Below are 15,735 nucleotides of genomic sequence, written 5' to 3' on the forward strand. Positions count from 1 at the left end.
AATGATATACTCAAAGTTTGTACTTTCTTTTTTATTGATATTTGCGGGAATTATGCATTTTGTAAAGCCTCAGATTTTCATTAAAATAATGCCTTCATATATTCCATTTCATTTGCAGGTGGTTTACATAAGTGGGCTTTTTGAGATCTTGTGCGGATTACTTTTAATCTTTCCTCAGACTCAAAATTTAGGTGCAAATCTTAGTATTTTGTTGTTCTTTTTGGTATTTCCTGCCAATGTAGAAATGGCAAAAAACTTTTATCAGATTCATCATAAATATTTTTGGCTTACAGTTTTGAGACTTCCTTTACAGATTGTATTAATTTGGTGGGCTTATCAATTTAGAAAATAATGGCAAACCACAATGACCTCGGGAAAAAAGCAGAAGATTTAGCTGTAGAATTTCTACAAAAGAATGGCTACAAAATTCTGATAAGAAACTTTCGTTACCAAAAAGCAGAGATTGATATTATCACCGAAAAAGATAGTTTAATAATTATTGTCGAAGTAAAAGCTCGTTCAACAGACGCTTTTAATCTCCCACAAGAAGCTGTCAATAAAAGAAAAATATCATTAATAGTTTCGGCTACGAATCATTATCTGGAAGAATTTAATAAGAATCTGGAAGTAAGATTTGATATCATTTCAGTTCTTCCGGATGAAAAGGGAAAGCTGGTTATAGAGCATATAACAGATGCTTTTGAAGCATTTGATGCTAACTAAATAGTTTCAGTCATAAAATTTTATATTATTTAAAATGAAAACAATACTCATCACAGGAGCAACCTCCGGAATAGGAAAATCCACAGCAGAACTTTTTGCTAAACAAGGAAACAGAATTATTATTTGCGGAAGAAGAACTGAGGTCTTAGAATCTCTAAAAACTGAACTTTCTCAATATACCGAAATATTTAGTTTAAAATTTGATGTAAGAAATCTTGAAGAAGTTGAGAACGCTATCAACTCTCTTCCGGAAGAATGGAAGAATATTGATGTTCTCATTAATAATGCAGGAAACGCTCACGGTTTAGAACCTCTTTCGGCAGGCAATACAAACGATTGGGATTCTATGATCGACGGAAATGTAAAAGGTCTTTTATATGTTTCTAAAATGATTATTCCGGCAATGAAAGAAAGAAATTCCGGACATATCGTGAACATAAGTTCTGTTGCTGCAAGACAAACCTATGTCAACGGAGTTGTTTATTGCGCCACCAAAAAAGCAGTTGATGTAATTTCCGAAGGAATGCGTTTAGAATTAACTGAATTTGGAGTTAAGGTTACCAATATTCAACCAGGAGCTGTAGAAACTGACTTTTCTTTAGTTAGATTCAAAGGAGACAGCGAAAAAGCTTCTACAGTTTATTCAGGATATGAGGCTTTAAAAGCTGAAGATATTGCCGATGCGATTGCTTATTGCGTGAATGCTCCGAAACATGTTAGTGTTTCTGATATGACGATCTACCCTACTGCTCAGGCTGAACCGAGAACTATTTACAGAAAGTAATTTGAAGAAATTATCACTTTTATTATTACTCTTTTGCTTTACTTTTTGGAATTGTCAAAGTTTAAAATCAATCCAGAAAGACGCAAAATTATTTGAAAGCATTTCGCTTTTGGATCAATACATGCAGAATAATGATGATAAAATAATTGATATTTTGTGTTCTGATGTTTCTTTCGGTCATTCAAACGGCTGGACTCAGAATTTTGATGATTTTAAAAAAGACTTTTCAAGCAAAAAAGTAATTTATAAAGAGATCAAACAGATTGAAATTTCTGAGGTAAAGAAGCGTAAGAATTTCGCGAGCATCAGAAGAAAAATAAAAGTATCGGGTTTATATAAAGACCAAAGCTTTGAAATGAAACTGGCTTTACTGGAAATCTGGATGAAAAAGAATTCTGTCTGGAAACTCTGGAGCCGTCAGAGTATCGAAATAAAGCCATAAATTTGCTGAATAAAAATAATTCCAAACTTTATCACTTGATAAGAATCAACTTTTCCTTGTCAGTTTAGATAAAATAATGGATAGATTTAATTATTAAAAATGAAAATTCTATACCTAGAAACCTCGTCCAAAAACTGTTCTGTAGCCATTTCAGACAACGAAAAACTATTGTGCGTTTGCGAAGAAGTTTCAGATAATTATAAGCAGTCTGAAAGTCTGCACACTTTTGTAGAATGGGCTTTAGAAGGAGCTGGAATTTCAATGAAAGAGATCCAAGCGATTTCTTTAGGAAAAGGCCCGGGTTCTTACACGGGATTAAGAATTGGAGCTTCCTCGGCAAAAGGGTTTTGTTATGGGTTAAAGATTCCATTGGTCGCCATCAATTCTCTTGAGACAATGATAGAGCCTTTTTTAAACCAAAACTACGATTATATCATTCCATTGATCGATGCGAGGAGAATGGAGGTTTATACGGCCGTTTATGACGGAAATACCGGAAAAGAACTCTCCCCAACCGAAGCAAAAGTTCTGGATGAAACTTCTTTTGAAGAATTTAGAGATAAAAAAGTACTTTTTGTAGGAGATGGAGCAAAAAAAGCACAGGAAATTATACAGCTTCCGAATGCTGATTTTAACGAGACCATCTACCCTTCTGCAAAGTATTTAGTAAAGAAAACTTTAGAGAAAATCGAGAATAAAGAGTTTGAAGATATTGCTTATTTTGAGCCGTTTTATTTGAAGGATTTTCATGGAGTAAAGAAAAAGAAATCACCTGATTCTATTTAATTAAGTAATAAATAACGACATAAAAAAAAGCGAAGAGTAATCTTCGCTTTTCTATTTTATTTTGGTTTTGCAGGAGCTTGAGTTTTTGGTTTCTGGCCCGGTGTATTGCCTGGTTGAGTTGGTGGCGGAGTGCTTTCATCTAAAAGCACCGCGGCAGAATTGGCAACCGGAGAAGGTTGCGTTGGTGTAGCTTTTTGAGCTTGCCCATTATTCTGATTATTTACTGATCCCGGATCATTATTAAATGTCTGAGAGTTTGGCTGTACAGGCGTAGATCCCGGTTTTTGAAGGGTATTTCCTTTGTTATCAGTTTCCTGAAAAGAAAGATCACTTTTCAAATAATTAAGCATTTCTTTAGCCTTGATTCCCTCTGGAGTTTTACCATAATTTAATGCAATTTGCTCCAATTGTAGAATCATTACCTCTTTTCCGCTGGATTTTCCGGTATTAAATGCATTCAATAAAGAGAATTTAGGAACTAAAGCATCTTTAGGATATTGTAAAATTGCAGCATCTATGACGGCCTTACTTTCCGCAAACTTCTCGGCTTCAAATAAAGCATAGGCTTTTTTGTATTCATTCTGAACATCTTCGGAAGATTTTACGAATGAACTGTTTTTAGGATTTCTGGCAAATTCTGCATATGAAGTGTAAGGATAATCTTTTAACAAAATTGATTTCGCTCTTTCTGCAATCTGAGGATTTTTCTCATAATTCATGTTAAAGATCTCGTATAAAGCCTGTAACATTACTTTTTCTTCAGGTTTTACATCTACAAGATCGTACAATGTTTTTGTGGCCAAAGGTGTATTGGTAAAGTAATTCTGGTACATGATCCCCAAGCCTAAAGAAGCGGTGTCTCTGTCCTTTTTGAGTTGGTCTAATTTAGCAACATCCGTCGGAATCTGTTCAATGTAGAAAGATGGCTCAAAACGTCTTGGATTAGGTGCTGATGTAACGCCCAACGCCTCGTTTTTCATATCATCAATCGTTGACATTTTCTTGGAATAACGCCAGTTATCTACCAAAGCTCTGTCTCCCCAAACTTGTTTAAATGTTGAAGAACCTTTCGAAACAGTTCCGGTATTACTGAAATAAAAACCTTTTGAACTCGTACCGAAATCTTCAAAAGAATTGGAACTGTTGGCGAATATAGAATTAGCACTGTAATCTCCTGTATCAAAGCCTTTGGCTCTTTCTGCGCGTCTTCTTTCCAGCTCTTCTTTCTCTTCTTTTAATTTTAATTTGGCGATATGTTTAGAGAAAAAATCTGTTTTCTGAGCATCAGACATCTTAGCTAAAGTAAGAATACTGTCATTTTTCTTAATTAAATAATAGTTTTTCGATATTTTCTTGATGTTGATAGACTGTTCCTTTAAAAGCACTTTTGAAGGCTCATAAGTCATTGCAACAAGCGCAGAATCATAATAACTTCCGGCTCCAATGTAATCGTTCTTATCAAGATAATCCTTCCCTATTTCATAGTAAGCCAAGCCTCGAACCTGCTGATCTGAAACCTTTTCCTTTAAAGATTTCTTGAAAAGATCCTGAGCTTCTTTCTTTTTACCTGCTTTGTTAGCCATTAAACCTAAAGCGTAATAAAATTCATTCTTTCTGGAACCATAAGTTCCTTTTTCACTGATATTTTCTAAATATTTTCTGGCACCTTCATAATCACCTTTTCCGTTAAAAGTTTTGGCGATTTCTATCTGAGATTTAACTTCAAATTCAAAATCATTGGCATATTTGTAGGCAGCCATGAAGCTTTCTCTCGCTTTTTCGTTTTGATTTAAACCTTCCAAGACCTGACCTCTCAGGAAAGCAATTCTACTTTTCAGTTTTCGGTTGGTATTCACTTCAAAAGCATTATCAAGTTCTTTGGCAGCTTCTTCTTTTTTTCCTGCATCTAAAAGAGCTTCAGCATAGTAAATACTTGATATTTTTTTATAATCTTTACTAATGTCTTCAGTTTTCAATTGAGCGAAAATCTCCTGAGCTTTATGATAATCTTTTAACTGAGCATAAGCTGCAGCCTGATAAGTTTTAGCTAAAGGAATCCTTTTGTCATCCTTCATATGAGTGAAAACGTAGTTCAAGGCATCTAAAGCTTCCACAGATTTATTCTGATAAATTCTTGATTGTGCAAGAATGATATAAGCATCAAAGATTTTCTTATTTTTTTCTTCTCCGTTTTTGATCACAGAATATTTGTTGATCGCTTTTAAAGCTTTTGCTTCGGCAATTTCCAAAACAGTTGCTCCTTTATTTTCGGGTTGACCGCTTTGTTCTAGTTGACTATTTGGATTCCCACCATTAAGTCCGCCTGGCATACCCGGAGGTGCACCTGGAGGAGCTCCGGGCGCTCTTCCTGCTCCATTTCTACTGGGAGAATTGTTCACTTCCGCAATTTTCATTGTATTTTCAGCGAAGGCAGAAGATTGCCCAAGATCGCTTCCTAAAGGTTGATCTTCGTAGGTAAGAATGGGAATGTACGGAGCATAAAAATTATCTTTATGAGCCTTATCTCTACTCGTAAATTCACTGTTTAACGCGTCTTTAGCATTAAATAGTGTATTGTAATATGTGGAAAACCCTTTCATGAACTTCGATCGCTGATCGGGTCTCTTGGGTTTTGATCCGCAAGAGAGAACGATGCAAGCCACTAAAAGGAATAAAATGTTCTTTTTCATTATTCAATATAACTAGCCAATTTACTTTTTATTATCAAAAGATTGATGATTTTGTAAAAATAATAAAATTTTATATTGAAAATATTTATATTTCTTTCAAAATTTTGTAAACCAAATGGGTAGGAAGTCCCATGATGGTATAATAACTGCCTGATAGTTTTTTAATTTTCGCCATTCCAAGCCATTCTTGGATGCCGTAGCTTCCTGCTTTATCGAAAGGTTTGTAATTTTTAATATAAAAATCTATTTCTTCATCCGAAATTTCATCAAGCTCTACATCGGCAACATCTGTTTCTGTAATTGTTTTATCGATTGTTTTAATGGTAATTCCTGTATAAACCTGATGCGTTGTTCTTGATAACTGCTGCAGCATTTTTTTCGCATCAGCTTCATCTTTCGGCTTTCCAAGGATTTGATTATCAATTGCTACAACCGTATCAGATGTCAATAAAACTTCATCATCAACAAGATTTCTGAATGCATTTGCCTTTAATTCAGACAAATAGGCTGCAGCCTCTCCTATTTCAATATTTTCGGGCAAAATCTCTTCACAATCTATTTTTACAACCTCGAAATCAAATCCTAAACTTGACAAAAGTTCTTTTCTTCTAGGAGATTGTGATGCTAATAATAATTTCATTTTCAATTAATTAAATAGATTGAGTATTGTCATCATGCCAATTTCCCTGAACTTTCATTACCTGCTCAATGACATCGCGTACTGCTCCACTTCCACCCTGTTTTGGTGAAATATAATCGGAAATTCCTTTCACTTCAGGAACGGCATTTTCCGGACAGGTTGCAATAGCAGATGTTTCCATCATATGAATATCCGGGAGATCGTCTCCCATCGTCAGAATTTCTTCGTTTTTAAGATTGTATTTTGATTTAAAATCTTCAAAATCAATCATTTTATCATGAGATTTTGGGTAATAATTCTGAATTCCGAGATAATTGATTCTGTGCTTTACCATTTCATCATTTCCACCCGTAATTACTCCTATTAAATAATTGTTTTTTAAGGCTTTAACGACTGCATAACCATCCAAAACATTCATAACTCTCGACATATTTCCTCCCGGCATCAAATAAACGCTTCCGTCTGTAAAAACTCCGTCTACATCAAATACAAATGCTTTTATATCTTTTAATTTCTCTTTATAACTCATACATTTTTTTAATAGAATGATTCATTGTTTTATAGATCTCCAGACTTTCGTCTTTCAATAATTGTTCATGCAATTGCAAAATACGTGCATCATTTCTTACAGCTGGTCCGGTTTGTGCTGATTTAGGTTCAATTTCATGGATTTTCTGAACTGTTTCTTCAATTATTGGTAAAAAATAATCAAACGGAATCTCCTGAGAATCTGAAATTTCCTTGGCTCTTGAAAAAAGATGATTCACAAAATTACAAGCAAAAACAGCCGTTAGATGAATATATTTTCTTTTCTCATGAGTACTTTCCATCACATTTTTGGAAATTTTTGAAGCGATTTCAAAAAGTATTTTCTTGTCCTCTTCATTTTCAGTCTCTATGAAAAAAGGAATTTTTTCATAATCCAATTCTTTAGATTTGGAAAAAGTCTGTAAAGGATAAAAGCTTGATTTTCTGTACTCTCCGACTAAAATTTCTTTGGGTAACGAACCAGAAGTATGTACAACTAAACAATCTTTTTTAGTGATTAATTTAGAAACATTTTCTACAGAACTGTCACTTACACAAATAATATACAGATCTGCATCTTCCAGTTTTTCTGTAGAGTAGGGAATATTTAATTCTTCAGAAATTTCATTTAAATCTTTTTCGTTCCTTCCAAAAATCTGAGCTAATGGAATGTTATTCAGAACAAAAGCTTTTGCCAGATGATAGGCTACATTTCCGGAACCGATAATTACAATTTGCATAAAACAAAGATAAGATTTTGTAGTGAGTTTTGGAAAGGAAGTTGGATGTGGGAAGATGGAAGTTTTTACATGCGCTTATTGCTTACTGCATGAGACTTATTGCATAACGATCTGATATTATTTCAATATTTGGATCAAAAATTGAATAAGTAATTTAACTTTCCATTATTTTTGTAATCCAAAACAATGAAAGCATCTTATGAAGATTAAGGACGCGGAAATTATTACGCTGATGCAAAACCCACGAACTCGAGAGAAAGGAGTTCGCGCGTTGATGGATGCTTATCAAAGTAGATTGTATTGGCATATAAGAAGGATCATTGTGGATGGTGACCTTGCGCAGGATACCTTGCAGGAAACATTCATTAAAGCTTATCAGAATTTTCATCAGTTCAAAAATGATAGTCAGTTGTACACCTGGCTGTACAGAATCGCGACCAACGAAGCATTACAGCAGATAAACAAATTAAAGAAGATGCAGAAGACTGATGAAGATCCGGAATATTATATGCAGAATCTTGTTGCAGACAACGTATCAAGTGATGCAGAAGAGATACAGACATTGTTACAGAACGCTATACAAAGCCTGCCCGAAAAGCAGAAACTGGTATTTATGATGCGGTATTATGATGATTTGCCTTATGAAGAAATATCTAAAATTGTAGATATGTCAGTAGGGACATTAAAAACAAATTATCATTATGCCAAGCAGAAAATTGAAGAATATATAAAAGAAAATTACGAGAAATAATTTTTGAGACGCAAAACATGAAAGAGTTCGATATAGAAAAATTAGAACGTAAAAACATTTACAAGGTTCCTGATAATTTGTTTGAAAATATTCAGGAAAAAGTAATGAATGATGTAAAAGCTACCAAAAAAGCACCTATCTTTAAACTGAATTGGGCTTATGCGGCAGCTGCATCGTTAGCATTGATCTTTGGAGCTACTTTTGTTTTTAATCAAAGTAATGATTCAGCAAAAGATGCTGGAAATTCCGGAGCAAAGTATGTTGCGGATACTCAGGCACCAAAGTCAGAAAGCGAGATCGCTTATGAAACTTTAAAATCAGATTTAACTTCTGTTGAAAAAAATAATCAAACAGTTGTAAATCAAAATAGTAGAAGCTTGGTTTCACAGGATATAGAAACAAAAGAAGTTCCTACACCAACAGCAGTAAAGCCGGTTTCTAAGAAAACTGAAACTCAAATGAATGAATATTTAGATTCGTTTTCTAACTCTGAAATTTCAGAATTAGCAAGCAATTCGACTCAGGATGTTTATTTGGATTTATATAATTAAAGAAAGATGAAAAAGATATTATTTACACTTTTTATTATTTATGGTTTTGGCTTAAATGCCCAAAAAACGGATTATGACTGGAAAAAAATGGACCCTAAACAAAGAAAAGAGGTAATAAATAATCTTTCTCCAGAAGAAAGAAAAGCTCTTCTTGCTAAGTTCAGGAATAATATGGTGATGGATAATCTTAATATTGAAGCAAGTGATAAAGCAGAATTTACACAGCTTTACAATGAATATCTTGACAACCAGAAACAGATAAAAAGCCAGTTTAATTCCAATTTTAACCCGGAAACTTTATCTGATGATGAAGCAAAAGCGAAATTGCAGCAGAGTTTTGAAGTGGGGCAAAAATTATTAGATAATAGAAAAAAATACGCAGATAAAATGCAGGAAGTTATTCCTTGCCAGAAAGTCTTGAAGCTGTTTCAATCTGAGGGTATGATGAGAGATAAAATGAATGAAAGAAAACCTCACGGAAACAATAATGCTGGAGGCCAAAGGCAATCACCATAATAGTTTATTTTTTTAATGTTGGACGACTCTTACAAATCTTTTTTTGTGAGAGTCGTTTAATTTTTAAACCAAATTCATATTTTTGAGTAAATCTTTTATCACATGAAAAAAATCTTACAGTTCACATTTATTTTCGTTTCTATTCTCAGCTTTTCACAGGCTCAGGAAATTATTAAAGAGAGAGGAAATTTATCAAATCCAAAAGGAAATATTTACAAATCTCTTGAAGTAATCGATCAGAGAGAAGATAAAAAGATAGGAGAGATGCCTTTTGGTGATAATAAGGAAATGAAAGAAATTGTTTTCCCGACAACGATTAATAGTTATTTAAGTCAATGGTATACAGATAGTAATCATAAAGGTGGAAAGCACGAGATGGTTTTAATTTTAAAAAGATTAAAAACAACACTTGGAGAAACGGTAGGCAAAGAAACAGAAGCTGATGTTGATTTTTCGGCGCAAACTTTCCTTAAAGAAGGTGATAACTACAGATTTTTATATAAAAAAGATACGGTTTACAGCTTTAAGAATAAAAATATATCAGATGTTGTTGTAAAGAATATTCCGGTTATAATTGCGATGTTTATGAAGAAAACATATACGATGAAACCTACGGAAAATGTTGTTACAATGAATGATCTTACAGATTATGAATTGTATGTAAGAAACAATTCTCAAGCTTATAAAAATGAACAATTAAAGGATGGAGTTTATCTAAACAACACCGCATTCTTAAATCAAACTCCGGAAATTGGAAATTATATTCTTGAGAAAAATGACAAAGGAAATGTTTTAAGAGCAATAAAAGAAGAAAACGGTAAAAAAGATAAGATTTCAGCGAATGAAATGTTTGCTTATGTAGAAAATGGAAAAGCTTACAAGAAAACATACTCAGGATTTTTAGAATTAAATAAAAATGAAAAAGGATTTTACATCGTCAGTAACAGAGGATACATTTTACCTGTTCGAAATTCAGCCGTTTTTGTGAGTGTTGGTGGTGGCGCTGGCGGAGGAATGTATGGTGGTGTTGCAATTGGACTTGTAGGTATTTTTGAGCGAAGTTTAAGGCAAAATAAGGAGAGAAAAGGAGAGATGTTTGAGATTTATATTGATCCCTTAACCGGAGAATATGATTTTTCGAATGAATAAAATAATGACTCTTACGTTTTGTGAGAGTCTTTTATTTTAAACTAATGCTTACTTTTGCGGAAAATATAAAATGATGAAACAAATTCTATTATTCCTTTTATTTTCAGGGTCATTGTTTGCTCAAAAAACTCAGTTTATAGAGCTTAGGCAAAGTATAAAGGATAAAAATAAACTTGCAAACTCTATTACTTTAATCGACAGACGAGAAGATAAAACCATAGGGATAGTTTCGCACAGAAAAGAACCTTACGAGGTTAAATTTGAAAAAGATGATCTGGAAAAATTATTTTCAGATTGGTTTTTAGAAGATAATAAGGTACAGGGAAATACTAAATATTTCCTTATGCTAGAAGATCTAAAGGTTAAAGATATACCTACCGAAAGATCAGTTATGGGACATTTAGAAATGCAGATTTCTACCTTTTTAAAAAGAAATGATAAATATTATTTTTTAAAAAAAATTAAAATTTCAAAGGATTATCCGCAGAAAGATCATGCTTATATCACGAGAGCTATAGCAGCCAAAATATCATCAGAATTAGCTAATATTATAAAGGATTCATATACTGAGGTAGGGTTGAATATACCTGTTTCTGAGACTGATCTTGGAAATTACGAAAAGGTAATATCAGAACAGCTACCGATTTACACCTCCCAGTCTTTTACGGATGGAGTTTATAGAGATTATAAGTCATTTGCAGAACAAAATCCGGATAAAGAACTTACAGTAAAGAAGAATAAAGATGGGATGATTAAAGGGGTTAAAAGAGTTGATGGCTATGATAATCTAAGTAAAGATGTTTTTGCAATCATCGATAACGGAGTTGCTTATAAAAAGACACCTATAAGTATCATTGAAATTGAAAAAGACAATGAAGGAATTTTTATAATGGCATCTCAGGAAGAAATTTTTCCGCAGTATAGCAGTACCCCGATTATCGTAGGAGCAGGAGCAGCTGGTGCTATTGGAGGTCTTGTAGTAGGTGTAATAAATGTTGCAGCCACAAAAATCAGAAGACAGAATGCTCTGTATTATAGAGTAGGAATTGATAAGCTTACAGGAAATTACATTTTACCAGAAGGCTTTGATAAAGCTAAATAATATGAGAAAAAAGAGAGACGCATTGTCTCTCTTTTTTTTATCTTTGCAAATTACAAGGTTCTTAAATGAAAAACATACGAAATTTTTGCATAATCGCTCATATTGACCACGGTAAAAGTACTTTGGCGGATAGGCTATTGGAATATACCAATACTGTTACTCAGAGAGAGTTGCAGTCTCAGACACTGGATGATATGGATTTGGAGAAAGAACGTGGGATCACGATTAAGTCTCACGCCATCCAAATGGATTATGAATATAAAGGAGAAAAATATATTTTAAATCTAATTGATACACCGGGACACGTAGATTTCTCTTACGAGGTTTCCCGTTCTATTGCAGCCTGTGAAGGTGCGCTTCTTATTGTTGATGCTGCACAAAGTATTCAGGCACAAACAATTAGTAATCTTTATTTAGCGTTAGAAAATGATCTTGAAATCATTCCAATTCTTAATAAAATAGATCTTCCATCTGCAAATCCGGAAGAGGTTACCGACGAGATTATGGGACTTTTAGGATGTAAATATGAAGACGTCCTTAGAGTTTCAGGAAAAACAGGAGAAGGGGTTCACGATTTGCTTGAGCAGATTGTGAATAGAATTCCGGCTCCGGTTGGAGATCCCAATGCACCACTTCAGGCATTAATCTTTGACTCTGTTTACAATCCTTTCAGAGGAATTGAAGCATATTTCAAAGTGGTAAACGGAAGTATTTCTAAAAACGAAAAAATCAAATTTTTCGCAACAGGAAAAGAGTATGGAGCAGATGAAGTAGGTACTTTAAAATTAAAGCAGGTTCCAAAGAAAACAATTAGTTGTGGTGATGTAGGTTACATTATTTCCGGGATTAAAGATGCAAGAGAAGTAAAAGTAGGAGATACGATTACCTCTTTCGTAAACCCGGCTGCGGCTGCAATTGATGGTTTTGAAGAAGTGAAACCAATGGTTTTTGCGGGTATTTATCCTATTGAATCTGAAGATTTTGAAGAATTAAGATTTTCACTTGAAAAATTAAGACTAAATGATGCTTCTTTGGTTTTCGAACCGGAAAGTTCAGCGGCACTTGGTTTCGGTTTCCGTTGCGGATTCTTAGGAATGCTTCACATGGAAATCGTTCAGGAACGTCTTGAAAGAGAGTTTAATATGAACGTTATTACCACGGTACCCAACGTATCATATCACGGATATTCAAAGAAAGACCCTGAAACTACAATTTTGATCAATAACCCATCTGAAATGATTGATCCCAATCTTTTAGATAGAGTTGAAGAACCTTATATAAAAGCTTCTATTATTACTAAATCTGATTTCGTAGGTGCAGTTATGACGCTGTGTATCGAGAAAAGAGGGGAAATTGTAAACCAGAGTTATTTAACGGCAGATAGAGTAGAATTAACATTCAATATGCCTTTGGCTGAGGTTGTTTTCGACTTTTATGACAGGTTGAAATCAATTTCTAAAGGATATGCATCATTCGATTATTCACCAATCGGAATGCGTTCTTCTAAATTAGTAAAAATGGACATCTTGATTAATGGAGATATGGTTGATGCCTTATCATCATTAATTCACGATTCTAATGCATATTACATCGGTAAAAAAATGTGTGAAAAACTTCGTGAACTGATTCCTAGACAGCAGTTTGATATTGCAGTTCAGGCAGCATTGGGAGCTAAAGTTATCGCAAGAGAAACCATTAAAGCATTAAGAAAAGACGTTACCGCAAAATGTTACGGAGGAGATATTTCCAGAAAGAGAAAACTTCTTGAGAAACAGAAAGAAGGTAAGAAAAAAATGAAGCAGATTGGTAGAGTAGAAGTACCGCAATCAGCGTTCATGGCAGTTTTAAAACTAAACGATTAAATATAAAAAAGACCGATAAATTTTTATCGGTCTTTTATTTTTTTAAGTTGGATTAACGCAAAGGCGCAAAGTTTAATTTAAACTATGTTTTAAGGCGCAAGAAAATCAAAGATTTTCAGCAAAATATTTACTACAAATTTTATCGTAGATAAAATCCTTGCGTCTTAACAAATTGTCGAAAGGAAAAAATATTGCGCCTTTGCGTTTTCCAACAATTTCAAAGATTTCTTTGCTTCTCAACCAGATTTCCCTGGATGACTAATGCTCCGAGCCCGAGGATTACTTCAGCAATTCCTAAAATTCTTACGAGATTGGGTCCGCAAACGATACATTCCGGTTCTGGGATTGGTTTTTTCCCGACAACGATGATCAAAACTCCGCCAATAATAATGATGATTACTATAATGGCTTTTAATAATGTTTTCATGATGATATAAATTAGTTTTTGTGCCTACTTTTAAGGTTTTCGGCTTTTACCTATTGTTTTAGTTTGAAACTATTTTATTAAGCAAGAGATGGGTAAATCACAATCCTATGTTCAGTTTTATAGAATATAAGAGGATAAAATACCCATCATTACTATTTTTTAGACTTTGCAGAAGGATACAAAATCATAGTATGAACCAAGATTACTGTCTCCTGTAGTCAGCAATGCTGTCGCTGAAACGGAAACAGTATAAGCACAGGCTAATAAATCTGCCACTGTATCAGTTGGAGGTGTAAATACCAGTTGAGTAGACCCAAATGTTTCTGGTGCTGCCATAAGAGCAACAGTATCAAATCCAAAGCTCTGTCCGGGTTTGTGAGGTCCTACAATGGAAAGACTTACGCTGCCGAGATTTTCATTTCTTGCACCGTATTTTATGTGCAGATCTGTTGTTATTTTGCTGCATCCGCTGCTGCCGGAAATAATCTCTTCAAGATCTACAGACAACGCGATATATTGATTGTCAACTGTTGTATGAGCCCAACTTCCGTATTTATTAACATTTTGATATAAAACATTATAAACAGCGATAGGTTTAGAAGTTCCTGATACTGTGGCAGAACCGCCAGCTTGTCTTTGTTTCATACGGATGGCAAAATACCTGTTTGAGGTATGAGGTCTTGCCGCAGATACCGTAGCGTTTCCTATTCCTGAGGTTGGCATTGCCATATCTATTGAAGTTACTCCTGTAAGTTTTTCAGTGTTTAATTTTAATATTTCTGCGTCTACATGAGGGGCAAAATTAGAATCTTGTGGCACCTGTATCCAGTTTCCGTTGAAAGTAACTGTTTTTTCTGTACCTGTTCCATTGATGAAATAGGGTTCGTAAGCAATCGGATTGGAAGGATCCCCTGTAAATGTCCATAGATAACCGATTACTGTTTTATCAATCATATTGGGAACGACAGGACTCCATCCTGATGGGTTTAAAGCATCTGCTGGATTTGCAACTTCCTGATATTCAAAAAGATATTCCATCGGTTGAGCATTGATTTTCTTACTTATTGTACCAACCAGATTGACTGAAGAGAAAAAAGCGTAATTTCCCAACGTTTTTCCTGTTGCAGAATTAATACCAGCCTGAATCGGAATATGCTGAGTAAGACCAAAATGCGTAAATGAAGGTGGAACAGAAGAATCTACAGGAATAAGTTCTTTTGAGCAAAGTTTTACACATAAGCAATAGCCTACATTATTGCGTCGGTCGGCTTTTGTTTCTAATGCAAACCGTTGTCCGCCGTATTCCAGTTGAAAATAGACGTCAGGACCGCTCGCAAACGGAAGCGTAACATCTGTTTCTATATTAATTATTGGAGAAAGAAAAGTTTTCTTAAATTCAACAGAAGTATAATAAATTTTAAAATGTCCGTTGCTGTCTGTGGTATTTCTTCCCAATTCATCATCGGTAATAAAATCGGCGTCCATTGCAATTACAGAGACTCCTTCAAGGGGCTTTCCTGTTTTGCAGTCGGTTAATACTCCACAAATTGTCCAAACATCGAAATAACGTCCTTTAATCAGACACCACCATTTATCCGGAATGATGTAAGCGAAATTAGCGATCCAGTTTTCCTGATTTTCTGATGTTTTCCATTGAGGAACGAATGTTGTGATATGAAATTGTCTCTCTTTTCCTTTTTTAGGTGGCAACGGAGGACGTGGAACTGATCCGCAATAAAAGTCTATTTCTAATGCAGAACGGGAATATCTTTCATCAATTTTAATGGTGAAATTCCCTTCCATATCTGCTTCTGCTTCTGCAAGAAGTCTGTCCTGTTTAGACTTAATTTCTTCTTCTGTAACTTCTCTAAAAGTGTCTTTAATCTCAGCAGACGAAACAGCTGCGATATTGACATCCGCTAAGGGAAGGTAAATGCGTACTTTTACCTGACTAAGGTATTCTGAACAATCTCTGCCGCATAAATAAGCAGAAAGATTTCCTTTAATAGTGTGACTCATGGTTTAGGTGTATTAGATTTTTGCC

17 protein-coding genes are annotated in these 15,735 nt (G+C 34.3%); 11 read left to right on the forward strand and 6 right to left on the reverse strand.

The genetic code is table 11. From position 1 onward, the window contains the following. The first annotated feature begins 1 nt into the window (after position 1). The 5 genes from SB689_RS09020 to tsaB all read left to right on the forward strand — a co-directional run bounded on the left by SB689_RS09020 (position 2) and on the right by tsaB (position 2,735). Complete coding sequence (locus SB689_RS09020) at positions 2 to 352, forward strand: hypothetical protein (RefSeq protein WP_410691791.1); 351 nt, start codon at positions 2 to 4, stop codon at positions 350 to 352. Further along, the gene (locus SB689_RS09025; protein ID WP_410691792.1) at positions 352 to 723 is read left to right on the forward strand and encodes a YraN family protein; all 372 of its coding nucleotides are present in this window, start codon (positions 352 to 354) and stop codon (positions 721 to 723) included. The genes SB689_RS09020 and SB689_RS09025 overlap by 1 nt, the downstream gene beginning before the upstream one ends. Before the next feature lie 34 nt (positions 724 to 757). Beyond that, positions 758 to 1,507, forward strand: a complete 750-nt coding sequence (locus SB689_RS09030; RefSeq protein WP_410691793.1) for an SDR family NAD(P)-dependent oxidoreductase — start codon at positions 758 to 760, stop codon at positions 1,505 to 1,507. Between the two features lie 121 nt (positions 1,508 to 1,628). Further along, positions 1,629 to 1,949 (forward strand): nuclear transport factor 2 family protein, encoded by a 321-nt coding sequence (locus SB689_RS09035; protein WP_410691794.1) that lies wholly within the window; start codon positions 1,629 to 1,631, stop codon positions 1,947 to 1,949. A 99-nt stretch (positions 1,950 to 2,048) separates the two neighbouring features. Then, positions 2,049 to 2,735 (forward strand): tRNA (adenosine(37)-N6)-threonylcarbamoyltransferase complex dimerization subunit type 1 TsaB, encoded by a 687-nt coding sequence (gene tsaB / locus SB689_RS09040; protein ID WP_410691795.1) that lies wholly within the window; start codon positions 2,049 to 2,051, stop codon positions 2,733 to 2,735. A gap of 56 nt (positions 2,736 to 2,791) precedes the next feature. Here tsaB and SB689_RS09045 read toward each other — a convergent pair whose 3' ends face one another. From SB689_RS09045 to SB689_RS09060, 4 genes are all read right to left on the reverse strand, one after another. Then, positions 2,792 to 5,425: a tetratricopeptide repeat protein gene (locus SB689_RS09045; RefSeq protein ID WP_410691796.1), complete on the reverse strand. Its 2,634-nt coding sequence runs from the start codon at positions 5,423 to 5,425 to the stop codon at positions 2,792 to 2,794. 85 nt (positions 5,426 to 5,510) lie between these two features. Further along, entirely contained in the window at positions 5,511 to 6,065 is a 555-nt protein-coding gene (locus SB689_RS09050) for a Maf family protein (RefSeq protein WP_410691798.1), read from the reverse strand. A gap of 10 nt (positions 6,066 to 6,075) precedes the next feature. Beyond that, positions 6,076 to 6,594, reverse strand: coding sequence for a KdsC family phosphatase (locus SB689_RS09055; RefSeq protein WP_410691799.1), 519 nt, complete (start codon positions 6,592 to 6,594; stop codon positions 6,076 to 6,078). Then, positions 6,584 to 7,333, reverse strand: a complete 750-nt coding sequence (locus SB689_RS09060) for a Rossmann-like and DUF2520 domain-containing protein (RefSeq protein WP_410691800.1) — start codon at positions 7,331 to 7,333, stop codon at positions 6,584 to 6,586. The genes SB689_RS09055 and SB689_RS09060 overlap by 11 nt, the downstream gene beginning before the upstream one ends. 199 nt (positions 7,334 to 7,532) lie before the next feature. On the opposite strand from SB689_RS09060, the gene SB689_RS09065 reads away from it, so the two are divergent. The 6 genes from SB689_RS09065 (at position 7,533) to lepA (ending at position 13,264) form a co-directional block, all read left to right on the forward strand. Continuing rightward, positions 7,533 to 8,084: an RNA polymerase sigma factor gene (locus SB689_RS09065; protein ID WP_410691801.1), complete on the forward strand. Its 552-nt coding sequence runs from the start codon at positions 7,533 to 7,535 to the stop codon at positions 8,082 to 8,084. A gap of 17 nt (positions 8,085 to 8,101) precedes the next feature. Then, positions 8,102 to 8,635: a hypothetical protein gene (locus SB689_RS09070; protein ID WP_410691803.1), complete on the forward strand. Its 534-nt coding sequence runs from the start codon at positions 8,102 to 8,104 to the stop codon at positions 8,633 to 8,635. Positions 8,636 to 8,641: 6 nt separating this feature from the next. Then, the gene (locus SB689_RS09075; RefSeq protein WP_410691804.1) at positions 8,642 to 9,151 is read left to right on the forward strand and encodes a hypothetical protein; all 510 of its coding nucleotides are present in this window, start codon (positions 8,642 to 8,644) and stop codon (positions 9,149 to 9,151) included. Between the two features lie 102 nt (positions 9,152 to 9,253). Then, positions 9,254 to 10,300, forward strand: a complete 1,047-nt coding sequence (locus SB689_RS09080; protein WP_410691805.1) for a hypothetical protein — start codon at positions 9,254 to 9,256, stop codon at positions 10,298 to 10,300. Between the two features lie 73 nt (positions 10,301 to 10,373). Next, on the forward strand, positions 10,374 to 11,402 hold the full coding sequence (locus SB689_RS09085; protein ID WP_410691806.1) for a hypothetical protein: 1,029 nt from the start codon (positions 10,374 to 10,376) through the stop codon (positions 11,400 to 11,402). Between the two features lie 65 nt (positions 11,403 to 11,467). After that, on the forward strand, positions 11,468 to 13,264 hold the full coding sequence (gene lepA, locus SB689_RS09090) for a translation elongation factor 4 (RefSeq protein WP_410691807.1): 1,797 nt from the start codon (positions 11,468 to 11,470) through the stop codon (positions 13,262 to 13,264). A 217-nt stretch (positions 13,265 to 13,481) separates the two neighbouring features. Here the strand turns inward: lepA and SB689_RS09095 are convergent, their stop codons facing one another. Together SB689_RS09095 and SB689_RS09100 are read right to left on the reverse strand one after the other, a co-directional pair. Further along, positions 13,482 to 13,691 carry a hypothetical protein gene (locus SB689_RS09095; protein WP_410691808.1) on the reverse strand — a complete coding sequence of 70 codons (210 nt, stop codon included), beginning with the start codon at positions 13,689 to 13,691 and terminating at the stop codon, positions 13,482 to 13,484. A gap of 159 nt (positions 13,692 to 13,850) precedes the next feature. After that, complete coding sequence (locus SB689_RS09100; RefSeq protein ID WP_410691809.1) at positions 13,851 to 15,710, reverse strand: hypothetical protein; 1,860 nt, start codon at positions 15,708 to 15,710, stop codon at positions 13,851 to 13,853. Positions 15,711 to 15,735 lie beyond the last annotated feature (25 nt).

The organism is Chryseobacterium sp. SIMBA_038 (genome assembly GCF_046535115.1).
Lineage (GTDB): Bacteria > Bacteroidota > Bacteroidia > Flavobacteriales > Weeksellaceae > Chryseobacterium.